This is a genomic window from Streptomyces sp. JLYT201, assembly GCF_059448825.1.
Genome location: NZ_CM182551.1, coordinates 2,722,958 through 2,748,101 on the forward strand (window position 1 = coordinate 2,722,958; position 25,144 = coordinate 2,748,101).

The window sequence follows — 25,144 nt, forward strand, 5'->3', positions numbered from 1 at the left end:
AGGTTCGGGCACCCCTGTCGCGGTCATGACTCCGGCGTCGAAGGAGGATGCAAAGGCGCGTCACGGAGCGAAGAACCAAGGACACGGGGGGAATCATGGTGCGGTTGGGTACGGGGATCGGCTGGCGGCCGGAGATAGCGGAGGCCGTGGAGCGCATGCCCGGCGTCGACTGGGTCGAGGTCGTGGCGGAGAACGTCTGCCCGGGGCATCTGCCCGAGTCCCTGACGCGGCTGCGCGAGCGCGGCGTCACGGTCGTGCCGCACGGCGTCTCGCTCGGGCTCGGCGGCGCCGACCGGCCCGACGAGGCGCGGCTCGCCGCGCTCGCGGAGCGCGCCGGGGCCCTGGGCGCGCCGCTCGTCACCGAGCACATCGCCTTCGTCCGGGCCGGGGGCCCGCTCACCGTCTCGCAGCGGCTCGAAGCGGGGCACCTGCTGCCGGTGCCGCGCACCCGGGACGCGCTCGCCGTGCTGTGCGAGAACGTGCGGATCGCGCAGGACGCCCTGCCCGTGCCGCTCGCCGTGGAGAACATCGCGGCCCTGATCTCCTGGCCGGGCGAGGAGATGACGGAGGGGCAGTTCCTCTACGAGCTGGTGGAGCGGACCGGCGTACGGCTGCTCATCGACGTGGCGAACCTGCACACCAACCACGTGAACCGCGGTGAGGACCCCGCCAAGGCGCTGGCCGAGCTGCCCCTGGAGGCCCTCGCGTACGTGCACGTGGCGGGCGGCTTCGAGCGGGACGGCGTCTGGCACGACAGCCACGCGCACCCGGTGCCGCAGCCGGTCCTCGACGTCCTCGCCGACCTGGCCGCGCGCACCGACCCGCCGGGCGTGCTCCTGGAGCGGGACGAGAACTTCCCCGCGCCGGGCGAGCTCGCACGCGAACTGGACGCGATCCGGGCCACGGTGACGAAGGCGGCGGGGTCCGGGAGCCCCGGTGCCGAGCCCTGCGGCACGGCCGCGGCCCCGCAGGCCCCGGCCGGAGTGCCGGACGCCGAGGCCCTCGCCAGCGCCCGCGAGCGCGTGGCCCTCGCGCAGGCGTCGCTGCTTTCCGCGCTCGTCGCGGGGACGCCCGCGCCGGAGGGCTTCGACCGGGCGCGGCTTCGCGTGCAGGGCCGGGCGCTCGCCGCCAAGCGGGCGGACGTCGTGGCGAAGGTCGCGCCCGAGCTGCCGGAGATCCTCGGGGACGCGTACCGGGGCGAGTTCCGCGCCTACGCGGCGGGGCGTCCGATGACGGCGGGCTACCGCCGCGACGCGCTGTCCTTCGCCGAGCACCTGCTGCTCGCGGGCCGCCCCGAGGACGCCGCGGCACGCGGCCGCCTCACCCACTGGTGGCTGGACCGCTCGGGGCCGCGCCCCCTGGAGGGCCGCCCGGTGACGCGCTGGCTGCGCACGGCGCGGCTCGCGCTGCGCCGGAGCCAGGCGCTCCGCTGACGCGACGCCCGCACCCACACCGCTCCCGGGGGACCAGCCATGCACCGCGCCCACCTGACGCACACCGCCCTGCCCGACACGGCCGCCGAAGCCCTCGCCGGCGGCTACTTCCTGCTCGTCGCCGCCTCGTGCGCCGCCGTCGTCGCCGGGGTCCTCCTGGCCCGGCGGCGGCCGGGGCACGGCCGCGCGAAACCGCCGCGCGGCGCCTTGGACGACGCGTACGAGGCCGCCTTCCTCGCGGGCGGGCCCGGCCGGGCCGCCGACGCCGCGCTCGCCGCCCTGCACGAGGACGGCCGCCTCCTGGTCACGCACCCCGGCCTCGCCGGTGTCGCCCCGGGCGCCGCGGTCCGGCACCCGGTGGAGGCGGCGGTGCTCGCCACGTACGCCACCGCGCCCAGCGGCGCCCTGCACTGGCTGCGCGCCGCGGTGATGCGCGCCCCGGCCGTGCAGGGGCTCGGGGACGCGCTCGCCGCCCGCGGTCTGATGGTGCCGCCGGGCCCGCTGCGGCCCTGGCGGCGCCGGATCACCGCGCATCTGGTCCTGTGCGCGGCGGGCGTGCCGCTCGGTCTCGTCCTGGCCTCGACGTCCTCGGTCGGGAGGTCCGGCTCCGCGTACTCGGACCTCCACATGGCCCTCGTGGTGCTGCTCGGCGGCGCCGTCGGGGTGCTCTGCTCCCGGGTGGCCAGGGACCGGGCGACCGCGCGGGGCCGCGTGGCGCTGCGCCTGCACCGGGCCCGCACCCGCGCGGAGGAGCGGGGTGCCGCGCACGCGGTCGCCGCGCGCGGCCTGCGCGGCGTCACGGACACCGAGCTGCGCAAACAGCTCGCGCAGGCGCGGCGGCTGCGCGTCGGCCACCCGCCGGCCGTGCCCGTCGCCGCCTCCTCCGCGCCCTCCGGGACCACCGGACTGTGGACCGGCACCCCCGTCGCCTGGTGCGCGGGCGGCACCGGCTGCGGCGGCCCCAGCTGCGGCAGTGCGCACCGCGACGGCGAGAGCGACGCCCGCGGCGGGTCCGGCTGCGGCAGCGGCGGGAGCGGCTGCGGCGGAGGCGGCTGCGGGGCGGGCTGCGGGGGCGGCTGCGGCGGTGGAGGCGGCGGAGGCGACTGACCGCCGGGCACGCCCGGCGTGCCACCGCGGGGGCACCTCCCGCGTGCCCCCGCGACCGCCCCTGCCGCATCCCACGGGCGCGCACGACCGCACCACGTGCACGCCCCCGTACGGACGTTGACGTACCTCGCGCGGTATCGCGGCCCCCGGCCTGCGGCACGCACTAGCGTGCACAGGCGCTACAGGAGGCTTCATGCGATCCCGATTCGTCCGCGGCGGCGGACTCACCCGTGGCAGCGGACTCGTCCGGGGCGGCGGACTCACCCCTGGCGGCGGACTCGTCCGGGGCGGCGGACTCACCCCTGGCGGCGGACTCGTCCGGGGCGGCGGACTCACCCGTGGCGGCGGGCTCATCAGCGGCAGCGGGCTCGTGCTCGTGGGGCTCGTCGTCACCCTGGCCGCGCTGGTCTTTCCCGTGTGGTCCTACGAGGACCGGTCCGGCACCGGTCTCGACGCCCTCAACGCGCAGACCGAGTCGACCGAGTTCGGGCCGCTGTCCGCGCTCGACCGGGACTTCGTCACCAAGGTGCGGCTCGCGGGCCTGTGGGAGCTGCCCGCCGGGCAGCAGGCCGGGGAGCGCGGCACCACCCAGGCCGTGCACACCGCGGGCGAGCACCTCGTGGAGGGGCACACCTTCCTCGACGCGCGCGTCCGCGAGGTCGCGGCGCAGCTGCGGCTCGAACTGCCCAGCCAGCCCACGGCCCAGCAGCGGCGCTGGCTGGCCGAGCTGAGCGCGGCGCGCGGCGCGGCGTACGACGAGACGTTCGCGAACGTCCTGCGGCTCGCGCACGGCAAGGTCTTCGCGCTCGTCGCCCAGGTCCGCGCGGGCACCCGCAACTCGCTGGTGCGCGCCCTCGCCGACGACGCGAACACCACGGTCCTCGACCACATCAAGGTCCTGGAGGCCACCGGGCTCGTCGACTTCGACCGGATCGCCCGCGACGGCGCGACCTCGGGCCCGCAGCCCGCGACCCGCTCCCCCGCGCCGCCGGGCCCCGTGGACGGCCCGCCGCCCTCGGCGTCACCGGTGACGCCGACGCCGAGCTTCACGCTGCCGCCCGCCGTGTCCCAGCCGAGACCCCGCCCGTGAGCCCGGTGATCCCTGTCCCTGTGAGCCCTGGGGACCCTGTGATCCGCGTCCACATCGTGGAATTCCGCTGGCGCCGTCACCGGAGGTTCACATAGAAACACCGGCATGTTCTGGGTTCCGCTGCTGCTCCTCGCCTGCGCCGTCGCCGCCCTGTCCTGCGGACGGCTGTGCCTGGCCGCCGTGCACGCCGCGGCCGCCGAGGCCAGGGCCTCCGGGTCGACGCGGCGCCTCACGCTGTACGAGGCGGCGTTCCTGTCCGGCGGTCCCGGCCGGGTGGCCGACGTGGCGCTGGTCTCGATGGCGCGCCGGCGGCGGCTGCTGCTCGCGCACACGGGCTGGGCCACGGTCGTCGACCCGGTCGGCGACGCCCGGGACGCCCCGGACGACGTGGAACGGTCGGTCCTGGGCGCGATCGGCCCCGGCGGGCAGTCCCGGATCCCCCCGGTGCGCCGGGCGACGGCCACGGCGGACGCGGTGCGGGCCCTCGCCGACCGCCTGGTCGCGGCGGGACTCGCCGTGCCGGACGGCTCCTGGTCGGGCATCGCGGGCGCGCTCCGGCAGGTGCGGGCCGCGGCGGCCGCGATCGCCGTGCTCGGGGCGTGCGCGACGCTGCTCCCCGAGCAGGGGCAGGCAGACGACCTGCCCGTCGCGGTGTGGTTCGCGCTGCCGCTGCTCCTCACCCTGAGCTGTCTGGCCATCGCCCGCTTCGAGGTGCCCGCCTCGCGCTGGGCGTCGCCCGCCGGGCAGCGGCTGCTCGGCGCGGTGCCCTCGCGCGACGACCTCACGGCGCTCGCCGTGCGCGGGGTGCGCGCCCTGAACGACCCGGGCCTGCGCGCCGCGCTCTCGCACCGGGACCCGAACCTCGACGGCTACCGGTCCACGCGCCAACAGGGTCATTGAGCCGACACCGGCGGACCGGTGCTTTACTTCACCAACCACTGAGCGAAACATCCCTTTCGTCACAATTCATGGCTTTCTTGTGCGAAAGGGCCCAGTACCGCGATGAGAGCAGCCGCAGCCGTCCTGTACGGAGCCGCAGGGTCCCTGGTCCTCTCCGCCCTCGTCGCCGCCCCCGCGCACCCCTTCCCCCGGCCCACCGGGGAGGAGCGGGGCACCGCCGTCGCCGCCGAGCGCGCCCGCGCCGCGGGCGTCCGCTTCGGGGCCTGCCCGGCGGCGGAGGGCCTGCCGCCGTCCGTGCGCTGCGGCACGGTCACGGTCCCGCTCGACTACGCGGACCCCGACGGCAAGCAGATCGAACTGACCGTCAGCCGCGCCGAGGCGACCGGCCGGGCGGGCGGCCACCGGGTGGCCCGGCAGGGCGCGCTCGTCTTCAACCCGGGCGGCCCCGGCGCGTCCGGCATGTACTTCCCGCTGGTCCGCGGCCTGCCGGAGTTCCGGCGCCTGGCGGCGGCGTACGACCTCGTCGGCTACGCCCCGCGCGGCGTCGGCCGCTCCGCGCCGCTGTCCTGCCAGGACCCGAAGGAGTTCACGAAGGCGCCCACCCACTCGCCGGTCCATCCGGGCCCCGCGGCCAAGGCCGGGCGGATCGAGCGGGCGCGGGCGTACGCGCGCGGCTGCGCCGAGCGGGCCGGTGCCGCCCTGCCGCACTACACCACGCTGAACAACGCCCGGGACCTGGACGTGCTGCGCGCCGCGCTCGGCGAGGAGAAGCTGACCTTCATGGGCGCCTCGTACGGCACGTACTTCGGCGCCGTGTACGCGACGCTGTTCCCCGGCCACGTGCGCCGCATGGTGTTCGACTCGGCGGTGAACCCGGACCCGGAACAGGTCTGGTACGCCAACAACCTCGACCAGTCCGCCGCGTTCGAGCGGCGCTGGGCCGACTTCCGGGCGTGGGTGGCCAAGCACGACAGGACGTACGGCCTGGGCGCGACGCCCGAGGCCGTGGCGCGCGCGTACGACAAGGTGCGGGCGGCGGTGACCCGCGAACCCGCTGGCGGTACGGTCGGCTCCGACCAGCTGCACTCGGCGTTCCTGCAGGCCGGGTACTACGACGACTACTGGCCGATGCGGGCCACGGCCCTGTCGCAGTACCTCAAGGGCGATCCGCGGCCGCTGATCGCGCAGGCGGGGCCCAAGCCCGCGGCGGCCGCCGAGGAGGAGAACGGCAACGCCGTGTACACCGCGGTGCTGTGCAACGACGCCTCCTGGCCCACCGACTTCGAGGTGTGGGACCGCGACAACACGGACCTGGCGCGCACCGCTCCGTTCGAGACGTGGGACAACGCCTGGATGAACCTGCCGTGCGCCTACTGGCCCGCGCCCCGCCAGCGGCCGGTGGACGTGTGGGCCCCGCCGGGCGCCCTGCCGCCGACGCTGATCCTGGCCGCCGAGCGGGACGCGGCGACGCCGTACGCGGGCGCCCGGGAGCTGCACGAGCGGCTCTTCGGCTCGGTCCTCGTGACCGAGCGCGGCGCGGGGACGCACGGCATCGCGGGCGGCCCGAACGCCTGCGTCAACGGCTATCTGGACGCGTATCTGCTCCGGGGCAGCCTCCCCGAGGGGCACGCGGAGTGCGCGCCGCACCGGGAGCCGCTGCCGCTGTCCCGGGCGCGGACGAAGGCCCCCGGGACGCGCGCGGCGTGGCGGTGAGCGGGGCGGTTACGCGAGCCCCTCGACCAGGTCCGCCACGGACTTGCGGCGGCCGGTGTAGAACGGCACTTCCTCGCGGACGTGCATCCGGGCCTCGGAGGCCCGCAGGTGACGCATGAGGTCGACGATGCGGTACAGCTCGTCGGCCTCGAAGGCCAGCAGCCACTCGTAGTCGCCGAGGGAGAACGAGGCGACGGTGTTGGCGCGCACGTCGGGGTAGCCGCGGGCCATCTTGCCGTGGTCGGCGAGCATGCGGCGACGGTCCTCGTCGGGCAGCAGGTACCAGTCGTAGGAGCGCACGAAGGGGTAGACGCTCACGTAGTTCCGCGGCGTCTCGTCGGCGAGGAACGCCGGGATGTGCGACTTGTTGAACTCGGCCGGGCGGTGCAGCGCCATGTTCGACCAGACCGGCTCCAGGGCGCGGCCGAGCTTGGTACGGCGGAAGAGGTTGTACGCGGTCTGGAGCTCGTCGCTGGTCTCCGCGTGCCACCAGATCATGATGTCGGCGTCGGCGCGGAGCCCCGACACGTCGTAGACGCCGCGGACGGTGACGTCCTGGGCGGCCAGCTTGTCGAACAGCTCCTGGACCTCGTCCGCGTACCCGAGGCGGCTCTCGGGCAGGGCGTCGCGCAGCTTGAAGACGGACCACAGGGTGTAGCGGATGACCTCGTTGAGGTCCTTGGCCTTCTTGCCGGCGTTCGGGATCTTGGCGGGGGCGTCGTCACTCATGCGGCTATTGTCCCGCGCCCCCGTGGAGGCTCTGCACCGGGTGGGCCGTCAGCTCCTCGACGCCGGAGAAGTCGCCCCTGAGCTGGTCGACGGCGGCGTACGCGCTCGCGATGCAGGCGGGGATGCCGACGCCGTCGTACGCGGCCCCGCAGACGGCCAGGCCCGGGAGGCGGCCCACGTGTGCGCGGACGCGGGCCACGCGCGCGTGGTGGCCGACGGGGTACTGGGGCAGGCCGTCCTGCCAGCGCGTGACGCGGGCGGCGACGGGCCGCGCGGTCAGGCCGACGACCGCGCGCAGATCGCCGCGGGAGACGTCGATCAGCTCGGCGTCGTCGCGCCGGAGGTCCTGCTCCTCGCCGTAGCGGCCCACCGAGGTGCGCAGGACCAGCAGGTCCGGGTTCTCCTCGGCGACCCAGCCCCACTTCTGCGAGGCGAACGTGGACGCCTTGATGGTGCGGCCTTCGACGGGCGGCACGAGGAAGCCGCTGCCCTCGGGCAGGGACACGTCGGCGCGCCGGTAGGCGAGCGTCATCAGGGCCATGGAGGCGTACTCGACGGCCCGCAGCTCGGCGGCGGCCCCCGGGGACACCGCGTCGAGGAGGCGGGCGGCGTGCGGGGCGGGGACGGCGAGGACCACGGCGTCCGCCGCGATCAGCCGGTCCGCGGCGCGCACCTGCCAGCCGTCGGGCGTCCTGCGCACCGCCTGGACGGGGGTGCCCAGGAGGATCTCGCCGCCCCGCGCGCGGACCGCGTCCGCGACGGCGAGCGGCAGGCGGCCCACGCCGCCCGCGATGCCCATGAACACCGGTCCGGTCTGCTGCCGCGCGGCGGCCAGCGCCTGGAGCTCGCGGACGCCGCCGAGCAGGGAGGCGTGGGTGCGCGCGGCCTCGTACAGCTGCGGCACGGCCATGCGCATCGACAGGCGGTAGGCGTCCCCGGCGTACACCCCGCCGAGCAGCGGCTCGACCAGGCGGTCCACGACCTCGCGGCCGACCCGGGCCGCCACGTACGCGCCGACCGCGACGTCCTCGCCGACCTCGGTGGGCGCGAGCTCCGCGTCCTGGGCGACGCGCCGCAGGCCGGCCTCGGACAGCACCCCGGCGAGCGCCGAGGGGTCGCCGGGCACGCCCATCACATGGCCCTTGGGCATGGGCACGAGGGCGCCGCGCGTCCACAGCGACGCGCTGGCCGTGGCGGGCGCCTGGAGCGCGTCGCCGAGCCCGGCCTCGCGGGCGAGCGCGACCGCCTCGGGGCGGCGGGCCAGCATCGACTCGGCGCCGAGGTCGACCCGCGCGCCCTCGATCTCGCCCGGGAGCAGCTTGCCGCCGACGCGGTCGGAGGCCTCGACGACGCTCACGCGGCACCCGGCCGCGAGCGCCCGGTGCGCGGCGGCGAGCCCGGCGATGCCGCCGCCCACCACGACGACGTGGGCCGCCCGTCCCGCACGTTCCTGACCTGCGTGTCCCTGACCTGTCGAGGTGTCCGTTGCGCGCATGCCCCCACTGTCTCAGACGGCCCTCGGGCGCCCGACGGCCGTCTCCCGCCGGGGCGAGTCCCGTTCGTGACCGCGCCGGGACCGCTTCGGGACCGTACGGGCCGAACGGCCCGGGCGCCCGGGCCGTCGTAGGGGCACAGTCACGACGAGCTCGGGGGTACGACATGCGCAGGGCCAGGACAGGCGGGGGCGTGCGGGCGCTGGCCGTCGCGCTGCTCGCGGGGACGCTCGCGCTCACGGGGTGCGGCGCGGGCGGCGACGACAGCGGGAAGGCCTCGGGCGCCGAGGCGGCCCGGGCCGAGCGGGGCGACGGCGCCGGGGAGTTCTCCAAGGGGGCGGGCGGCGCCGACCGGGCCGCCGGGGACGGCGGGGCGGCGGCGCCCGGCGCCAAGGAGGCCGGGGCGAAGAAGCGGTCCGGGCGGCTGCGGGCCGAGGGCCCGCACATCATCCGCACGGCGTCGCTGGCCGTGCGCGTACGGGACGTGTCGAAGGCCCTCGACCGGGCCCGCGCGGTCGCCGGGGAGGCGGACGGCCTGGTCGGCGACGAGACCACGGACCGCGACCGGCACGGCAGGGAGCGCTCGCGCGTGGTCCTGCGGGTGCCGCAGGAGCGGTACGCGCAGGTCCTGTCCGACCTGGCGGGCACGGGCAGGCTCCTGTCGCGCACCGCCAAGGCCGAGGACGTCACCGAGGAGGTCGTCGACGTCGAGAGCCGGGTCAGGACGCAGCGGGCGAGCGTGGCGCGGGTGCGGGAGCTGATGGACAAGGCCACGAAGATCAGCGACATCGTGTCCCTGGAGGGCGAGTTGAGCACCCGTCAGGCGGATCTGGAGGCGCTGCTCGCGCGGCAGGCCTCGCTCAAGGACCGCACGGCGCTCGCCACCGTCACGCTGACGCTCACCGAGGCCCCGACGGGGCGCGGCGGGGCCGATGACGACGACGGTCCGACCGTGGTGGACGCCCTGGCGGGCGGCTGGGGCGCGTTCGTGACGATGCTGCGCTGGGCGGCGGTCGCCCTGGGCGCGGCGCTGCCGTTCGCGGTGGGCGCGGCGCTCCTGGGCGCGGCGTGGCTGCGGTGGGGCCGGGGGCGCGCGGTGCGGCCCTCGCGCACGCCCCGGGCGCCGGAGGTCACGCCCCGGGCGCCGGACGGTTCCTGAGGCGGCCCGGCCGGGCCGGGTGGTGCCGCACGGTCAGGTCCCGGCGGCAACGCGGGCGTGCGCCGGGCACGTTGACCGGCGACGTAGCGTGGGCGCATGAGCGAAAGACTGGTGGTCATCGGCGGCGACGCGGCGGGCATGTCCGCCGCGTCCCAGGCACGCAGGCTCAAGGCGCCCGAGGAGCTGGAGATCGTCGCGTTCGAGCGCGGCTCCTTCACCTCCTTCTCCGCCTGCGGCATCCCGTACTGGGTCGGCGGCGAGGTCTCCGCACGCGACGACCTGATCGCGCGGACACCGGAGGAACACCGGGCCCGCGCGATCGATCTGCGGATGCGAACGGAGGTCGTGGAGATCGACCCGGCCCGGCGGCGGGTGCGCTCGCGCGACCTCGCCTCGGGCACCGAGGAGTGGACGGCGTACGACAAGCTCGTGATCGCCACCGGCGCGCGGCCGCTGCGCCCGCGGCTGCCCGGCATCGAGGCGCCGGGCGTGCACGGGGTGCAGACCCTGGGCGACGGCCAGGCCCTCCTCGACAGGCTCGGGGCCACGCGGGGGCGCAGGGCGGTGGTGATCGGCGCGGGCTACATCGGCGTGGAGATGGCCGAGGCGCTGCTGCACCGGGGCTACGAGGTCACGGCTCTCAACCGCGGCGAGCAGCCGATGTCGACGCTCGACCCGGACATGGGGCGCCTGGTCGGCGACGCGATGTCCGGCATGGGCATCGCGATGGTGAACGACGCCGAGGTCACGAAGATCCTCACCGGTGCGGACGGCGCGGTGCGGGCCGTGGCCACCGAGGACGCCGAGTACCCGGCGGACGTGGTGGTGCTCGGGATCGGCGTACGGCCCGAGACGGAGCTCGCGCGGGCGGCGGGGCTGCCGCTCGGGGAGCACGGCGGGCTGCTCACGGACCTGTCGATGCGGGTGCGGGGGTCCGTCGCGGACGGGGCGATCTGGGCGGGCGGCGACTGCGTGGAGGTCCTCGACCTGGTCTCCGGGCAGCAGCGGCACATCGCGCTCGGCACGCACGCGAACAAGCACGGGCAGGTCATCGGCTCGAACGTGGGCGGCGGCTACGCGACCTTCCCGGGTGTCGTCGGCACGGCCGTGAGCAAGGTCTGCGATCTGGAGATCGCGCGTACGGGCCTGCGCGAGAAGGACGCGAAGGCGGTGGGCCTGCGGTACGAGACGGTGACCATCGAGTCGACGAGCCGGGCCGGGTACTACCCGGGGGCGGCCCCCATAACGGTGAAGATGCTGGCGGAGCGCCGGACGGGGCGGCTGCTCGGGACGCAGATCGTGGGGCGCGAGGGCGCGGCCAAGCGGGTCGACGTCGCGGCGGTGGCCCTGACGGCCCGGATGACGGTCGAGCAGATGACGGCCCTGGACCTCGGTTACGCTCCGCCCTTCTCCCCCGTCTGGGACCCCGTCCTGGTGGCGGCCCGCAAGGCGGTGACGGCGGTCCGCGGGACCGGCGGCTGACGGGGCGCGCTCCGGCGGCGGGGGCCGAGCCGCCGGGGCACGTCCCGGGCGGGCGGGGCGCGCGGGTTGGGCGGGGCACGTGGGATTGGGCGGGACACGTGGGGGGCGGGCGGGGCGCGTGGGCGCGGGCGGGGTATGCGCGGGCCGGGTCCCGGCGGACGGCCGGGAGGCTCTCCGCCACGCGGGGCGGCGGGGGCGGAAGGGGCATTGGTCCGCACCAATTTCCGCCGCTCACCCGATCCGGGGAACATCTGATTCCCCCGCACATTAGGGCGCCCCCGCCACCCCCGGCCTCAGGTCCGAAGGCCCACGCCCCGCATTCCAACGGCAACGCAGGTCGAACGCGCATTCCGGCATTCCATCGAGCCCTGCGCACCCCCCGGGCGCGGCCGGTTCCCACGCGCGCCGCAGTAGTGCGACCGAGAGAGAACGCGCCCCCGCGCACGCCCCTTAGGTGTAGCGGCCAATCACTTCGGCGGCGAGGCAGACCCGACCCCGTTGAGCGGGCACGGCTCCCCGGAAACGGTTCACAAGTCAACACTCCGTCAAACCCCATCCCCCTCAGGAGCCCTCTCTCACACCACGCAGCGCTTGCCAGCTCTTTTCCGCCAGATCTCACGGAACCGGCACAACACCCCCGGCGGAGTCGCACTATGTGACGCGTCAGAGTGGCACGGACACGCACCGCGATCTGTGCGCGCGTGCCGTTGGGGGCGGGTCCTGCGGTGTCCGCACCGTCGTGATCCGACCGCGGAGGGGACCACAACCAGATGAATCGCACCGCACGAGCGGCGGCACTCGGGGCCGGCGCTCTGCTCATCGCGCTCTCGCTGCCCGCCCAGCCGGCGGCGGCAGCGGAGCAACCCCGTATCGACCTACGCGTCCTGGTGGTGACCGACGGCGGTCCCGCGACCGCCGCCATCACCGCCGAACTCGACGCCCAGGGCACGCCGTTCACCACCGTCGACCTGCGCGACAGCGGTCGGCCGGTGATCGACGCCGCCTTCCTCGCGGACACCGTGGACGGCAGGCCGCGCGCCCGGTTCCAGGCCGTCGTGCTGCCGAACGACAACCCGTTCGGCACCGGCTCGGCCGAGCTGGCCGCGCTCGCCGCCTACGAGCGGACGTACAACGTCCCGCAGGTGGACGCCTACACCTACGCCCGCCCCGAAGCGGGCCTGCAGAAACCGGAGTACAGCGGTTCGCTCGACGGCGTCCGCGCCGAGGTCACCGCGGCGGGCGAGGCGGGCCCGTTCGGCTACCTCGCCGGAGCCGTGCCCTTCGAGGACAACTCCCCCACGGTCGGGGAGAGCTACGGCCACCTGGCGAAGCCCGCGCCCGGCGCCGACTTCACCCCGTACGTGGAGGCGACGGCCCCGGGCGGGTCGAGCCGCGGCTCGCTCGTCGGGGAGTACCGGCACGACGGGCGGCGCGAGCTGGTGGTCACGTTCGTCTACAACCAGCACCAGCAGCAGTTCAGGCTGATCGCCCGGGGCGTCGTCGACTGGCTGACGCAGGGCGTGCGCGTCGGCGCGTCGCGGAACTACTTCGCCGTCCACGTGGACGACGTCTTCGGCTCCGACGACCGCTGGGACATGGAGCTCAACTGCACCCCGGGCGACATCGACTGCCCTCCGGGGCAGGGCCAGCAGGACGGCATCCGGATGACGCCCGAGGACGCCGCGTACGCGGCCGAGTGGTCCGAGCGGCGGGGACTGCCGCTGGACCTGGCCTACAACGGCGGCGGCAGCGAGCTGTACCGCGAGGAGAACGGCGGCGACGACCCGCTCGCCGACCACCTCATCGAGGACCGGAACGCCTTCCGCTGGGTCAACCACACCTACAACCACCCGTTCCTCGGGTGCGAGCAGGACACCTCCAAGGTGCCCTGGAGCTGCGCGAAGAACGCGGACGGCAGTACGAAGTACGTGTCGCGGACCGAGATAGACGACCAGGTCTCGCGCAACCGCGCCTGGGGCCAACGCGCCGAACTGCCGCTCGACAACGGCGAGTTGGTGACCGGTGAGCACTCGGGCCTGCGCGTCCTGCCGCAGCAGCCCGAGGACAACCCGAACCTGGCCCCCGCGCTCGGCGACAACGGCGTGCGCTGGCTCGGCTCGGACAACTCCCGCGAGCCCGGACAGCGCCAGGTCGGCCCGTCTCTCACGGTGCCGCGCTACCCGATGAACGTCTTCTACAACGCGGGCCACGAGGCCGAGCAGGTCGACGAGTACAACTGGATCTACACCCGCAAGTCCGACGGCGGCAGCGGGCTGTGCGAGAACTCGCCGGTCACGACCTGTCTGGACAAGCCGCTCGACCTCACGACCGGCTACGCGGACCACATCGTGCCCGTGGAGTCGGCCATCGCCCTCGGCCACGTCCTGTCGGGCAATCCGCGGCCGCACTTCATCCACCAGTCCAACCTGGCCGAGGACCGCATCGGCTACCCCGTCCTCGACCAGGTCCTCGACGCCTACGAGGAGCTGTACGCGCCGTCCGCGCCGCTGGTGAAGCTGCGCATGGCCGACATCGGGGCGGAGCTGCGCTCGCGCGCGGCCTGGGACGCGGCCCTCGGCGCCGGGCGCGTCACGGCGTACCGCATCGGTGACACGGTGACCGTGCAGGCGCCCGCGGGTGTCGCCGCGACCGCCACCATGCCCACCGGGACGCGGCAGCAACTCGTCGTCGGCACCGGCGCGTTCGGCTCGCCGTACGCCGGCAGGTCCTCGGGCTGGGTCTCCCCCGGGCTGCTCCAGGACCGGGTGACCCTGACGCTGCCGTCGGCGCCCCCGACCGGCAGGACGGGCGGCGCCGAACCCGCGGCGGTGCCCGCGGCGAGGCGCGCGCACGTGCCGCCCGGCGTGGCGACGTACGTGCCGCCGGGGACCGCGGGGCACACCCCGAAGTCCCTGCCGACCGGCCGCTGAACGACCGCGGGCCGGACCGCCGCACCGGCGTCACCGGCCCGCGCCACCGCCTCCGGCACCGCGCCGGGGACCAACGGGGGCCGCCGTTCCCGTCCGCGCGCCGACCGCGGGCGGAAACGGCGGAGCAGAACTCCCGCCGGGCCCACGGGCCCCGGCGGGCCCGCTCCACCTCACACGCACCAAGGCGACGCGGCGTGTTCCCGCCTGCCTCCGGCACACGGCCGCCCGCCACCCGCACCACGACGTCACTTGGGGAGCCCCACCCATGCCCACACCGTCCGCGACGGTGCCGATACCCGCACCCCCGCCCGGCCCGTCCGGGCGCACCCGCGTCACGCTGCTGACCGAGGGCACGTACCCGCACAGCCACGGCGGCGTCAGCGTCTGGTGCGACCAGCTGGTGCGCGGCATGCCCGACGTCGACTTCGGCGTGCTCGCGGTGACGGGCACCGGGCGCGAGCCCCTCGCCTGGGAGCTGCCGCCGCACGTGGCCGAGCCGGTCTGTCTGCCCATGTGGGGGCCCGACCCGGCCGGACGCCCCCCGCGCGGCCGGGCACGCCGGGACCTCCTCACCCACTACGAGGCCTTCCTCACCGCCCTGCTCGACCCCACCGCCGAGAGCGCCTTCGCCCCGGCCCTGTACGCCCTGGCCCCGTACGCCCGGGACGGGGCCCTCTCCCCGGCGCTGCGCGGCGACAGCGCGGTCGGCGTGCTCGCCTCGGTGTGGCGCACGCCGGGGCTCGCGGTGGCCGAGGCGCGCCCCACGCTGCACGACGCCGTCACCGCGACCCATCTGCTCGAACACGCCCTGCGTCCGCTGGCCGCCCACCCGCCGGAGCACGGCGTGGCGCACGCGGTGAGCGGCGGCATCGCGGCGCTGCCCGGCCTGATCGCCCGTCACACCCACGGCGTGCCCCTGCTGTTGACCGAGCACGGCGTGTATCTGCGCGAGCGCTACCTGGGCTATCGCACGGGCCCCTACCGCTGGCCGGTGAAGGCGGTCCTGCTCGGCTTCTTCCGGCTGCTCGCGGAGGAGTCGTACCGCCGCGCGGCCCTGATCACGCCCGGCAACCGCTACAACCGGCTCTGGGAGGAGCGCGGCGGCGCCGACCCCGCGCTGATCCGCACCGTCTACAACGGCGTGGACCCCGAGGCGTTCCCGGCCGCGGGCCCCGAACCGGACACGCCCACCCTGAGCTGGGCCGGGCGGGTGGACCCGATCAAGGACCTGGAGACCCTGATCCGCTCCTTCGCCCTGGTCAGGGAGCGGGTGCCGGACGCCAGGCTGCGCCTGTTCGGCGGCACCCCGCGCGGCGGCGAGGCCTACCGGGAGCGCTGCGAGGCCCTGGCCACCGCGCTCGGCCACGCGGACTCGGTGGTCTTCGAGGGCCGCGTGGAGTACATCAAGGACGCCTACGCCGCGGGCAACGTGGTGATGCTGTCCAGCATCAGCGAGGGCTTTCCCTTCACCCTCATCGAGGCCATGTCGTGCGGCCGCGCCACGGTCTCCACCGACGTCGGGGGCGTCCGCGAGGCCGTGGGCCCGACCGGCCTCGTGGTGCCGCCGCGCGCGCCGGAGGCCATGGCGGGCGCGGCGGTCGAGCTCCTGTCGGACCCGGGCCGCCGCGCCGCGATGGGCGCGGCGGCCCGGGTCCGCGTCATCGAGCAGTTCACGCTGCGGCAGACGGTGGAGGCGTTCCGGGAGATCTACCACGAGCTGGCCGCGGGCGCCCGGCCCGCGCTCGAAGGCCCGCGCGAGCCCGGGCTGCGCACCGGGCGGCCGACCGGCCAGGAGCCGGGCCCGACGGCGTACGACTTCGCCGGGAGCGAGGCGGCCGGATGAGCGGACCGATGGCGCTGCCGCCCCGCGAGGACGGCGTCGACGCGCTCGCCGGGCGCCGCCGCCCGTCCTGGGCGCTGCCCGACCGCACCCCCGAGTCCGGCCCCGCGCCCCGCCGCAGACGGCCCTCCTGGGCCCGGGGCGACCCCGAGCCCGCGGCGGCGCCCCGGGCCCGCCCCGCGCCCTGCCCGCACGCCCCGGGGTGCGGCGCCCGGCCCGGGGGCCACCGCCCCGGCCTGCGGGCCGCGCGCGCCGACGACCCCGTCGACGCGCTCGCGGCCGAGCTGGCCGAGGACGTCGGGGCCGCCGTGCATCCCTACGAGGTCGCCGCGGTCCTGGAGTCGCAGGGCATGACCGGCGAGCGGATCCAGGAGGAGTACGGGCACCGCGACCTGTTCTCGCTCGCCGACGCCCTCTACCGGCGGGTGCCGCGCAGCCACCCGGAGCCGCCGCTGCCGCCCGACCCCTGGCGGCCCGACCACGCCAAGTGCGCCCTGCGCGGGCTGCTGTTCGCGCTGCCCGGCGCCGCCTACCTGCTCGCCGCGGGCGCCTGGGGCGACGCGGGCCCGCACGGTCTGATCGCCGCGGCCCTCGTGTCCTGGGCCTGGTCGCAGGCGCTCAGCCACCGGGCGTACGTACGGCTCGTGACCGGGCGGCACGAGGCGGCGCGTGCCCTGCTGCGCGGCGCCCCGCCCGGCGTCGGGTGCGCGGCCCTCACCGGGCTCGCGGTGGCCGGCCCCGGCTCCGCCGCCGTCTTCGCCGCCGGGCAGTCCTGCTATCTGGCGGCGGCGGGCGTGCTCCTCGTGCTCGGCCACGAGCGTCGGCTCGCCGTGGCGCTGCTGCCCGTCGTGGCGGGCGCGGCCGTGCTGCCCTGGTGGGATCCCCCGGCGGCCCTCGGCCTGGGCCTGCCGGCGCTCACCGTGCTGCTCACCACGGGCACGGCCGGGCTCGCCCTGCGGACCGCGCTGGCCGCCGCCCCGGCGGCCGGGGCGGCGCCGCATCTGGTCCGCTCGCTGCCGTACGGCCTGTTCGGGCTGGCCGCCGGGACCCTCGCGACGGCCGCGGGCCTCAAGGACCCCTACGCCGTCATCGTGCTCACCCTCAGCATGGGCCCCGCCGAGTGGCTGCTCTACCGCTTCCGGGGGCTCGCGGTGGCCGCGCTGCGGGCCTCCACCACACCGCTCGGCTTCCGGCTGCGCGCCGCCCGCGCGCTCGGCCTGTGCGTCGCCGCGTATCTGGCGTCCCTCGCCGTGGGCATCCCGCTGACCGGCACCTCCCCGGGCCCGCTGCTCGCCCTCGGCGCGGCCCTGTGGACGGCGCTGCTGCTCCAGGCCTTCGGCGTGGCCTGGCCGTCCGCCGCGCTGTGCCTGGGCGCGGCGGCCGTGGCCACGGCGCTCCCCCGTCTGTCGGACCTGCCCGCGAGCACGGCCCAGCTCGTGGGCTGTACGACGGCGGCGCTCGCCCTGCTCGGCGCCGCCGTACGCCACTTGGGCAGCCCCACCGCCCACAGCTGAACAGCGCCTCCCGCACCGCTCGACCCACCACGACCGCCAGGAGACCCGCATGACGTCCGCACCGCTCGCCGTCGTCACCGGAGCCGAGGGCTTCATCGGCTCGCACCTCACCGAGGAGCTCGTCGCCTCGGGCCACCGCGTGCGCGCGCTGGTCCAGTACAACTCCTTCTCCTCGTACGGCTGGCTGGAGACCCTGCCCGCCGACGTGCTCGCCGAGGTCGAGGTCGTCCTGGGCGACGTGCGCGACCCCGGCTCGACCCGCGCCCTGGTCACCGGGGCCGAGGTCGTCTACCACCTGGCCGCGCTGATCGCGATCCCGTACTCGTACCGGGCGCCGCACTCCTACGTCGACACGAACGTCACCGGCACCCTCAACGTCCTGGAGGCCGTGCGGCACGCCGAGGTCCCGCGTCTGGTGCACACCTCGACCAGCGAGACGTACGGCACCGCGCGGACCGTGCCCATCACCGAGGACCACCCCATCAACACCCAGTCGCCGTACGCCGCTTCGAAGGCGGGCGGCGACCGGCTCGCCGACAGCTACTACGCGAGCTTCGCGACGCCCGTGGTGACGCTCAGGCCGTTCAACACCTACGGCCCGCGCCAGTCCATGCGGGCCGTCATCCCGACGGTGATCGGCCAGGTGGCGGCCGGGAAGCGCACCGTCACGCTCGGCGATCTGCGCCCCACCCGGGACTTCACCTTCGTCAAGGACACCGCCCGCGCCTTCCTCGCCGTCGGCACCGCGCCCGCCGACGCCGTGCTCGGCCGCACCTTCAACGCCGGGACCGGCGGCGAGATCTCCGTCGGCGACCTGGTGCGCCTCATCGGCAAGGTGATGGACACCGCCCTCGACGTGCGGGCCGACGAACAGCGCGTGCGGCCCGCCGCCTCGGAGGTGCTGCGCCTGGTCGCGGACGCCACCCGGCTGCGCGAGGCCACCGGCTGGAGCCCCGGGCACGGCCTGGAGGAGGGCCTCGCCCGGACCGTGGAGTTCTTCCTCGACCCCGCCAACCTGGCCCGCTACAAGACGGACATCTACAACATCTGACGCTCCATCACCCCGACTCACAGACAGGGAGCACCCCCATGCACGCAGTCATCCTCGCCGGAGGCAAGGGCGTCAGGCTCCGCCCGTACACCACCGCGCTGCCCAAGCCGCTGGTCCCGATCGGCGACCAGCACGCGATCCTGGAGATCGTCCTGCGCCAGCTCTCCGCGGCCGGGTTCACCAGCTGCACCATCGCCATCGGCCACCTCGGCCACATCATCCGCGCCTACGTCGGCAACGGCTCGCGCTGGAACCTGCGCATCGGCTACTCCACCGAGGAGAGCCCGCTCGGCACCATGGGCCCGCTGCTCACGATGCTCGACCGCCTCCCCGAGCACTTCCTGGTCATGAACGGCGACATACTCACCGACCTCGACTTCGCGGACGTCCTGCGCAGACACGAGGGGTCCAAGGCCCCGCTGACCATCGCGACCTACCCGCGCGAGGTGCACATCGACTTCGGCGTCCTGACCACCGAGGAGCGGCGCGTGGTCGCCTTCACCGAGAAGCCGAGCGTGGACTACCGCGTCTCCATGGGCGTCTACGGCGTCTCCCGGGAGACGCTCACCCCGTACACGCCGGGCCTGCCGCTCGGCTTCGACGAGCTGGTCCTCGACCTCCTGAAGACCGAGAACCCGCCGCACGCCTACGCGTTCGACGGCTACTGGCTGGACATCGGCCGCCCCGACGACTACGACCGCGCCAACGCCGAGTTCACCACCCACCGCTCCCTGCTGCTCAAGGGGGCATGAGCCGTGCGGATTCTCGTCCTGGGCGCGACCGGCTATCTGGGCGCGCACATCACCCAGCGGCTGCGCGCGCTGCCCGGCGCCCGGCTGCGCACCTGCGGCCGGGCCCCCGCCGCCGACCTGCGCTGCGACCTGGCCACGGCCGCCCCCGGCGACCTGGCGGAGCTGCTCGTACGGGCCGCTCCCGACGCGGTGGTGAACTGCGCGGGCGCGGTCGGCGGCACCGCCCTGACCCTCGCGGAGGTCAACTCCCGCGGCCCCGCGCTGCTGTGCGAGGCGCTGCGCGCGGCGGCGCCCGGCGCCCGTCTGGTCCACCTCGGCTCCGCCGCCGAGTACGGCCCCCAGCCGCGCGGCGCGCGCACCGCCGAGGACGGCCCGGCCCACCCGGTCGCGCCCTACGGCGCCACCAAGCTGGCGGGCACCCTGGCGGTGACGTCGTCGGGGCTCGACGCGGTGGCCCTGCGCGTGACGAACCCGGTCGGCCCCGGCGCGCCCGCGGCGGGCCTGCCGGGGCGGCTCACCGCCGAACTGCGGCGTGCCGTCGCCGAGTCGCCGCACGGCGCGGTCCGGGTCGGGGACCTGTCCGCGTTCCGGGACTTCGTGTACGTGCGCGACGTGGCGCGGGCGGTGGAACTGGCGGTGACCGCGCCGGGCCCGGTGCCGCCGCTGCTCAACATCGGCAGCGGCCGGGCCGTGCCGGTGCGCGACCTGGTGCACGGCCTGGTGCGGGCGGCGGGCTTCCGGGGCCGGATCGAGGAGTCGCTGCCCGCCGCGGGCCGCTCGGCGGCGGTGCCCTGGCAGTGCGCGGACATCGGGGCCGCGGACCGGGAGCTCGGCTGGCGCCCGCGGCACGACCTCGCCGACGCGCTGGCCGCGCTGTGGGCCGCGGACGGGGCCGTGGACGCCGGCGCGTGCGTCCCCGCGGACCGGCGATGAGTCCGCTGCTCGTCCCGCTGTACGTCCACCCGGCCGCGGCTCCCGCGGCCTGGCGGGCGCTCGTGGCGGTCGCGCCCCACCTGTACGGCGTCGTGCTCAACGCCGCCGACGGGCCGGGCGCGGCCCCCGACCCGGCGTTCGCCGCCGCCGCGCACGCGCTGCGCACGGCGGGGGTGCCGGTGCTCGGGTACGTCGACGCGGCGTACGGCGGGCGCCCGCCCCGCGAGGTCGCCGCCGATCTGGACCGGCACCTCGACTTCTACCGGGTCGACGGCTGCTTCCTGGACCGGATCGCGCCGGGCCGGGACGAGCTGCGCCACTGCCGGCGCCTGGTCCGCCGCGCGCGCGAGCGCGGGCTCGCCCCGGTGGTCCTGAACCCGGGCACGCATCCGGCGTCGGCGGGCTATGCGCGGGCCGCGGATCTGCTCGTCACCTTCGAGGGGCACTGGGCGACGTATCTGCGCTCGTTCAGCGCTCCGCCGTGGACGGCGCGGCACTCCCCCGACCGGTTCTGCCACCTGGTGTACGGGGTGCCGCCCGCCCTGTCCCGCCTCGCGGCGCGCACGGCGGCGCGGCGCGGGGCGGGGGTGCACTGCGCGGTGCCGGGGGCGGGCCCCAACCCTTGGATGGAACCGCCGGAACCGCCGGAACCGCCCGAGGTGCCGTGGGCGCCCGGCTGCTGGGTGTGAGGGTCAGCGGGCGGTGCGCGTGTGCACGTACTCCACGAGCCGGGTCAGGGCGTCCGGGTCCATGGAGGGCAGCACGCCGTGGCCCAGGTTGAAGACGTGGCCTTCGAGTCCGGCCGCCGCCGCGAGCACCTCGTCGGTCTTGGCCTCGACGGCCTCGCGCGGGGCGAAGAGCACGGCGGGGTCGAGGTTGCCCTGGAGCGCCTTGCCGGGGCCCACGCGGCGGGCCGCCTCGTCGAGCGGCACGCGCCAGTCGACGCCGACGACGTCGGCCCCGGCCTCGCCGAGCAGACCGAGCAGTTCGCCGGTGCCGACGCCGAAGTGGATGCGCGGCACGCCGTACGAGGCGACGGCGTCGAAGACCTTGCGCGACGCGGGCATGATCGAGCGGCGGTAGTCGGCGGGCGAGAGGGCGCCCACCCAGGAGTCGAAGAGCTGCACGGCGGAGGCGCCCGCCTCGATCTGCACCTTCAGGAAGGCGCTGGTGATCTCCGCGAGCCGGTCGAGCAGATCGGCCCACAGCTGCGGGTCGCCGTACATGAGCGCCTTGGTGTGCTCGTGGTTACGGCTCGGTCCGCCCTCGACGAGGTAGCTCGCGAGGGTGAACGGCGCACCGGCGAACCCGATGAGGGGCGTGGCGCCCAGTTCGCCGGTCAGCATGCCGATGGCCTCGGTCACGTACGAGACGTCGTCCGGGGTGAGGTCGCGCAGCTGCGCGAGGTCGGCGCGGGTGCGGATCGGCCGCTCCACGACGGGTCCGACGCCGGGCTTGATGTCGAGGTCGACGCCGATGGCCTTCAGCGGGACGACGATGTCGCTGAAGTAGATGGCGGCGTCGACGTTGTGGCGGCGCACCGGCTGCAGGGTGATCTCGGTGACGAGGTCGGGCCGCATGCAGGACTCCAGCATGGCCGTGCCCTCACGGACCTTGCGGTACTCGGGCAGGGAGCGCCCGGCCTGCCGCATGAACCACACGGGCGTGTGCGGCACCGCCTCGCGCCGGCACGCCTTGAGGAAGGCGGAGTCGTACGTCGCTGCGGGCTGCTGGCCGGTGGCCTGGTCGTTGACAGTCACCGGGAAAGTCTCGCACGGCCCGTCCCGGGGCGGAAAAGCCCGTCGGTGTTCGAGGCCGGACGCGGGGCGTGCGGGCGGCCCGCGGGGGCGGAACACCTCGCCGCGCAACGGCGGGGTGACTGCGCGAAGCCGCAGTTCCCCTTAATGTTCCCCGCATGGCTGCGGCTCAGGGACAACGGTCGGACGGCGCTGGCGAGATGGACGGAGCGCAGGGGGTGGTGGCGGACACGGCGCCGCCGCCCTTTCGCGCGGCGGTCGGCGCGCTGCGGGAGGCACGGCTGCGGCCGCAGATCGAGATCGATCCGACGCGGCCGCCGCAGCGGCTCGCGCCGTTCGCGTACGCGTTGGAGGCGGCGGTCGTCGAGGACGACGAGGATCTGGCGGACGGGCGGCTGGTGCTGCTGCACGACCCGGCGGGGCACGAGGCCTGGAAGGGCACCTTCCGGCTCGTGACCCTGGTGCGGGCGGAGCTGGAGCCGGAGATGGCGGCCGATCCGCTGCTTCCCGAGGTGTGCTGGTCGTGGCTGACCGGGGCGCTCCAGGCGCGCGGGCTCTCCTGCGGGGAGCCGAGCGGGACGGTCACGCGTGCGGGGTCGTACTACTTCGGCGGGCTCGCGGAGCGGCCGCCCGCCTCGCAGATCGAGATCCGCGCCTCGTGGACGCCGCGGGAGGGCGCGGGGGGCGTGCCGGACGCGGGGGCGCATCTCGCGGCGTGGTGCGATCTGCTGTGCCAGGTGGCGGGGCTGCCGCCCGCGGGGCCCGTGGACGGCTCGGTGGTCACGCTGCCGCAGCGCCGGGGCCCGCGCCTGAGCTGAGGCCGCGGGGCGGCGGCGGGGCGTCACTCACGGCGGCGGCCGGTCCGTCGCACGGGTTGGGGGCGCGTGCGCCCGCTTGACGCGCCGGGTGCGCCATACGCCCAGGTGAATCGTCGGATGATCGATCGCATGTCCGAATCGCCCCGAATTGTTACTCACCAAATCGTGATCATCCCCTAAAGCCCGGGACAGGAGGTGCCGAAGAGGTCTGTGACCTTGAAACATACGGTTCGCCCCGGCTTCATCCCCGAGCCGGCCCGTCCCGCCGCCACCCCCCCAGGAGGCCTGGTGTCCGTTCTCCTCGAGCAGCCCGCAAGCCTGGTCGCCTACCGCCCGAACAAGCCGACCGCCATGGTCGTCGTGGCCGACCCCCGTGTCCGCTCCACCGTGACCCGCCACCTGTGGGCCCTCGGGGTACGGGACGTCATCGAAGCCTCGTCCATCGCGGAGGCTCGTCCCCGCATCGGCAACCCCCGCGACATCTGCGTCGCGGACGTCCACCTTCCCGACGGCTCCGGCCTGACCCTCCTGTCCGAGACCCGCGCCGCGGGCTGGCCCAACGGGCTCGCCCTGTCCGCCGCCGACGACATCGGCGCCGTACGCAACGCCCTCGCGGGCGGCGTGAAGGGGTACGTCGTCACCGGCACCCGCACCAACGTCGGGCTCCCCACCCGACCGGGCGCCGCCCCCATCGGCTCCGCCGCCGCCCGCATGCACCGCCGCCCCCCGGGCGCCCCGAGCCACCCGGGCGGCTACCGCGAGCTGTCGGGCCGTGAGGTCGAGGTCCTGCGGCTCGTCGCCGAGGGCCAGTCGAACAAGGCGATCGGCGTCTCCATGGGCCTGTCCGCACTCACCGTCAAGAGCCACCTCGCCCGGATCGCCCGCAAGCTCGGCACCGGAGACCGGGCCGGAATGGTAGCGGTGGCCCTCCGCACCGGAATCATCCACTGACTGATTTACACCCCCTGCGCGCCCGTCGACGTAACGTTCCGTCGACGGGCGCCGTCCGTTCACAGATACCCTTGACAGGTGACCGACGCCCAAGAGACCGCAGCAGACAGCTCACTGCGAACCACCGGAGGCGCTCCTCCGGACGAAGGCGTCACAGGCGTCTCCGTCGACGGGACTCCCACACCCCTGCTCGAACCGCGCGACGGCATCCCGCCCGTCGTGGCGGACCAGGACACACTCACGCAGGTCATCGCGGCATTTGCCGCTGGTACGGGACCGGTGGCCGTGGACGCCGAGAGAGCCTCCGGCTACCGCTACGGCCAGCGCGCCTACCTCGTCCAGCTGCGCCGCGAAGGAGCGGGCACCGCGCTGATCGACCCCGTCGCCTGCCCCGACCTGTCCGGCCTCGGCGACGCCCTCGCCGACACCGAATGGGTGCTGCACGCAGCCACTCAGGACCTCCCGTGCCTACGGGAAATAGGCATGATCCCGTCGCTCATCTTCGACACGGAGCTGGCGGGCCGCCTCGCCGGATTCCCGCGCGTCGGACTCGGCGCGATGGTGGAGAGCGTCCTCGGCTACGTCCTGGAGAAGGGCCACTCCGCCGTGGACTGGTCCACCCGCCCGCTGCCCGAGCCCTGGCTGCGGTACGCCGCCCTCGACGTGGAACTCCTCGTCGACCTGCGCGACGCCCTGGAGAAGGAACTCGACCGGCAGGGCAAGCTCGACTGGGCCCGCCAGGAGTTCGACGCCATCGCCAGCGCGCCGCCCGCGCCGCCCCGCAAGGACCCCTGGCGGCGCACCTCCGGCATGCACAAGGTGCGCCGCCGCCGGCAGATGGCCGTCGTACGGGAGCTGTGGACCGCCCGCGACCGCATCGCCCAGCGCCGTGACGTCTCGCCCGGCAAGGTGCTCAGCGACGGCGCCATCGTCGAGGCCGCCCTCGCCCTGCCCGCCAACGTGCACGCCCTGACCGCGCTGACCGGCTTCGGCCACCGCATGGGCCGCCGCCAGCTCGAACAGTGGCAGGCCGCTGTGGAGCGGGCCAAGGCGCTGCCCGAGGCGGAGCTGCCGCAGCCCGGTCAGGCCGTGACCGGACCGCCGCCGCCCCGCTCCTGGGCGGACCGGGACCCCGCCGCGGCGGCGCGGCTCTCCGCCGCGCGGGCCGCCGTCTCGGAGCTCGCGGAGCGGCTGAACATGCCGCAGGAGAATCTGATCACTCCGGACACGGTGCGGCGCGTGTGCTGGGAGCCGCCCGTGCCGGTGGGGGTGGAATCCGTGTCCGCGGCCCTCGCCGCGCATGGCGCCCGCGCCTGGCAGATCGAACAGGTGGCCCCGGCCCTCACCGCGGCCCTCACCTGACCCCACCCCCGGCCAGGCGCGCCCCCGCGCCTGGCCCGGGCTGACCGCCGCCACCCCCATCACCTGGCCTCGGCCTGTCCCGCCACCGCGCCGGGCTTCGGCTGGGTCCGCCACCACCGCGCCGAGCCTC

Annotated in this window: 20 protein-coding genes; 17 read left to right on the top strand and 3 right to left on the bottom strand. The window is 75.8% G+C overall.

What is annotated here, in order from left to right; all coding sequences use genetic code 11:
- Positions 1-95 precede the first annotated feature (95 nt).
- The 5 genes from AC5WAM_RS10715 to AC5WAM_RS10735 all read left to right on the top strand — a co-directional run bounded on the left by AC5WAM_RS10715 (position 96) and on the right by AC5WAM_RS10735 (position 6,243).
- Positions 96-1,433: an MbnB/TglH/ChrH family RiPP precursor modification enzyme gene (locus AC5WAM_RS10715; protein WP_495522453.1), complete on the top strand. Its 1,338-nt coding sequence runs from the start codon at positions 96-98 to the stop codon at positions 1,431-1,433.
- 39 nt (positions 1,434-1,472) lie between these two features.
- Positions 1,473-2,540 (top strand): TIGR04222 domain-containing membrane protein, encoded by a 1,068-nt coding sequence (locus tag AC5WAM_RS10720; RefSeq protein ID WP_495522454.1) that lies wholly within the window; start codon positions 1,473-1,475, stop codon positions 2,538-2,540.
- Positions 2,541-2,733: 193 nt separating this feature from the next.
- A complete protein-coding gene (locus tag AC5WAM_RS10725) occupies positions 2,734-3,630 on the top strand; it encodes a DUF4142 domain-containing protein (RefSeq protein ID WP_495522455.1) in 897 nt (298 codons plus the stop codon).
- Between the two features lie 105 nt (positions 3,631-3,735).
- Positions 3,736-4,530, top strand: a complete 795-nt coding sequence (locus tag AC5WAM_RS10730; protein ID WP_495522456.1) for a TIGR04222 domain-containing membrane protein — start codon at positions 3,736-3,738, stop codon at positions 4,528-4,530.
- A gap of 102 nt (positions 4,531-4,632) precedes the next feature.
- On the top strand, positions 4,633-6,243 hold the full coding sequence (locus AC5WAM_RS10735) for an alpha/beta hydrolase (RefSeq protein WP_495522457.1): 1,611 nt from the start codon (positions 4,633-4,635) through the stop codon (positions 6,241-6,243).
- Between the two features lie 9 nt (positions 6,244-6,252).
- On the opposite strand, the gene hemQ is transcribed toward AC5WAM_RS10735, so the two are convergent.
- The gene (gene hemQ, locus AC5WAM_RS10740; protein ID WP_495522458.1) at positions 6,253-6,972 is read right to left on the bottom strand and encodes a hydrogen peroxide-dependent heme synthase; all 720 of its coding nucleotides are present in this window, start codon (positions 6,970-6,972) and stop codon (positions 6,253-6,255) included.
- 4 nt (positions 6,973-6,976) lie between these two features.
- Positions 6,977-8,467, bottom strand: a complete 1,491-nt coding sequence (gene hemG, locus AC5WAM_RS10745; RefSeq protein WP_495522459.1) for a protoporphyrinogen oxidase — start codon at positions 8,465-8,467, stop codon at positions 6,977-6,979.
- Between the two features lie 164 nt (positions 8,468-8,631).
- On the opposite strand from hemG, the gene AC5WAM_RS10750 reads away from it, so the two are divergent.
- From AC5WAM_RS10750 to AC5WAM_RS10790, 9 genes are all read left to right on the top strand, one after another.
- Positions 8,632-9,624 (top strand): DUF4349 domain-containing protein, encoded by a 993-nt coding sequence (locus AC5WAM_RS10750; RefSeq protein ID WP_495522460.1) that lies wholly within the window; start codon positions 8,632-8,634, stop codon positions 9,622-9,624.
- A 96-nt stretch (positions 9,625-9,720) separates the two neighbouring features.
- A complete protein-coding gene (locus AC5WAM_RS10755) occupies positions 9,721-11,106 on the top strand; it encodes an FAD-dependent oxidoreductase (RefSeq protein WP_495522461.1) in 1,386 nt (461 codons plus the stop codon).
- Between the two features lie 770 nt (positions 11,107-11,876).
- Complete coding sequence (locus AC5WAM_RS10760) at positions 11,877-14,036, top strand: hypothetical protein (protein ID WP_495522462.1); 2,160 nt, start codon at positions 11,877-11,879, stop codon at positions 14,034-14,036.
- Between the two features lie 265 nt (positions 14,037-14,301).
- Positions 14,302-15,879, top strand: a complete 1,578-nt coding sequence (gene pelF / locus AC5WAM_RS10765) for a GT4 family glycosyltransferase PelF (protein WP_495522463.1) — start codon at positions 14,302-14,304, stop codon at positions 15,877-15,879.
- A complete protein-coding gene (locus AC5WAM_RS10770) occupies positions 15,876-17,390 on the top strand; it encodes a hypothetical protein (RefSeq protein WP_495522464.1) in 1,515 nt (504 codons plus the stop codon). The genes pelF and AC5WAM_RS10770 overlap by 4 nt, the downstream gene beginning before the upstream one ends.
- Before the next feature lie 49 nt (positions 17,391-17,439).
- Positions 17,440-18,441 carry an SDR family NAD(P)-dependent oxidoreductase gene (locus AC5WAM_RS10775; protein ID WP_495522465.1) on the top strand — a complete coding sequence of 334 codons (1,002 nt, stop codon included), beginning with the start codon at positions 17,440-17,442 and terminating at the stop codon, positions 18,439-18,441.
- 38 nt (positions 18,442-18,479) lie between these two features.
- On the top strand, positions 18,480-19,193 hold the full coding sequence (locus tag AC5WAM_RS10780; RefSeq protein WP_138962324.1) for a nucleotidyltransferase family protein: 714 nt from the start codon (positions 18,480-18,482) through the stop codon (positions 19,191-19,193).
- Between the two features lie 3 nt (positions 19,194-19,196).
- Positions 19,197-20,126, top strand: coding sequence for an NAD-dependent epimerase/dehydratase family protein (locus tag AC5WAM_RS10785; RefSeq protein WP_366796021.1), 930 nt, complete (start codon positions 19,197-19,199; stop codon positions 20,124-20,126).
- The gene (locus tag AC5WAM_RS10790; protein WP_495522466.1) at positions 20,123-20,815 is read left to right on the top strand and encodes a spherulation-specific family 4 protein; all 693 of its coding nucleotides are present in this window, start codon (positions 20,123-20,125) and stop codon (positions 20,813-20,815) included. The genes AC5WAM_RS10785 and AC5WAM_RS10790 overlap by 4 nt, the downstream gene beginning before the upstream one ends.
- Positions 20,816-20,818: 3 nt before the next feature.
- On the opposite strand, the gene hemE is transcribed toward AC5WAM_RS10790, so the two are convergent.
- A complete protein-coding gene (gene hemE, locus AC5WAM_RS10795) occupies positions 20,819-21,886 on the bottom strand; it encodes a uroporphyrinogen decarboxylase (RefSeq protein WP_366796023.1) in 1,068 nt (355 codons plus the stop codon).
- 155 nt (positions 21,887-22,041) lie between these two features.
- Here hemE and AC5WAM_RS10800 point away from each other — a divergent pair, with 155 nt between their 5' ends.
- The 3 genes from AC5WAM_RS10800 to AC5WAM_RS10810 all read left to right on the top strand — a co-directional run bounded on the left by AC5WAM_RS10800 (position 22,042) and on the right by AC5WAM_RS10810 (position 25,014).
- A complete protein-coding gene (locus tag AC5WAM_RS10800) occupies positions 22,042-22,701 on the top strand; it encodes a DUF3000 domain-containing protein (RefSeq protein ID WP_366796024.1) in 660 nt (219 codons plus the stop codon).
- A gap of 288 nt (positions 22,702-22,989) precedes the next feature.
- On the top strand, positions 22,990-23,652 hold the full coding sequence (locus AC5WAM_RS10805) for a response regulator transcription factor (protein ID WP_030687574.1): 663 nt from the start codon (positions 22,990-22,992) through the stop codon (positions 23,650-23,652).
- 78 nt (positions 23,653-23,730) lie between these two features.
- Positions 23,731-25,014 (top strand): HRDC domain-containing protein, encoded by a 1,284-nt coding sequence (locus tag AC5WAM_RS10810; RefSeq protein WP_366796025.1) that lies wholly within the window; start codon positions 23,731-23,733, stop codon positions 25,012-25,014.
- The last annotated feature ends 130 nt before the right edge of the window (positions 25,015-25,144 follow it).

What these genes read in the sequence shown, in the direction of transcription:
- AC5WAM_RS10715 (WP_495522453.1), top strand. Translation starts at nt 96, where the DNA reads ATGGTGCGGTTGGGTACGGGGATCGGCTGGCGGCCGGAGATAGCGGAG.
- AC5WAM_RS10720 (WP_495522454.1), top strand. Translation starts at nt 1,473, where the DNA reads ATGCACCGCGCCCACCTGACGCACACCGCCCTGCCCGACACGGCCGCC.
- AC5WAM_RS10725 (WP_495522455.1), top strand. Translation starts at nt 2,734, where the DNA reads ATGCGATCCCGATTCGTCCGCGGCGGCGGACTCACCCGTGGCAGCGGA.
- AC5WAM_RS10730 (WP_495522456.1), top strand. Translation starts at nt 3,736, where the DNA reads ATGTTCTGGGTTCCGCTGCTGCTCCTCGCCTGCGCCGTCGCCGCCCTG.
- AC5WAM_RS10735 (WP_495522457.1), top strand. Translation starts at nt 4,633, where the DNA reads ATGAGAGCAGCCGCAGCCGTCCTGTACGGAGCCGCAGGGTCCCTGGTC.
- hemQ (WP_495522458.1), bottom strand. Translation starts at nt 6,972, where the DNA reads ATGAGTGACGACGCCCCCGCCAAGATCCCGAACGCCGGCAAGAAGGCC.
- hemG (WP_495522459.1), bottom strand. Translation starts at nt 8,467, where the DNA reads ATGCGCGCAACGGACACCTCGACAGGTCAGGGACACGCAGGTCAGGAA.
- AC5WAM_RS10750 (WP_495522460.1), top strand. Translation starts at nt 8,632, where the DNA reads ATGCGCAGGGCCAGGACAGGCGGGGGCGTGCGGGCGCTGGCCGTCGCG.
- AC5WAM_RS10755 (WP_495522461.1), top strand. Translation starts at nt 9,721, where the DNA reads ATGAGCGAAAGACTGGTGGTCATCGGCGGCGACGCGGCGGGCATGTCC.
- AC5WAM_RS10760 (WP_495522462.1), top strand. Translation starts at nt 11,877, where the DNA reads ATGAATCGCACCGCACGAGCGGCGGCACTCGGGGCCGGCGCTCTGCTC.
- pelF (WP_495522463.1), top strand. Translation starts at nt 14,302, where the DNA reads ATGCCCACACCGTCCGCGACGGTGCCGATACCCGCACCCCCGCCCGGC.
- AC5WAM_RS10770 (WP_495522464.1), top strand. Translation starts at nt 15,876, where the DNA reads ATGAGCGGACCGATGGCGCTGCCGCCCCGCGAGGACGGCGTCGACGCG.
- AC5WAM_RS10775 (WP_495522465.1), top strand. Translation starts at nt 17,440, where the DNA reads ATGACGTCCGCACCGCTCGCCGTCGTCACCGGAGCCGAGGGCTTCATC.
- AC5WAM_RS10780 (WP_138962324.1), top strand. Translation starts at nt 18,480, where the DNA reads ATGCACGCAGTCATCCTCGCCGGAGGCAAGGGCGTCAGGCTCCGCCCG.
- AC5WAM_RS10790 (WP_495522466.1), top strand. Translation starts at nt 20,123, where the DNA reads ATGAGTCCGCTGCTCGTCCCGCTGTACGTCCACCCGGCCGCGGCTCCC.
- AC5WAM_RS10800 (WP_366796024.1), top strand. Translation starts at nt 22,042, where the DNA reads ATGGCTGCGGCTCAGGGACAACGGTCGGACGGCGCTGGCGAGATGGAC.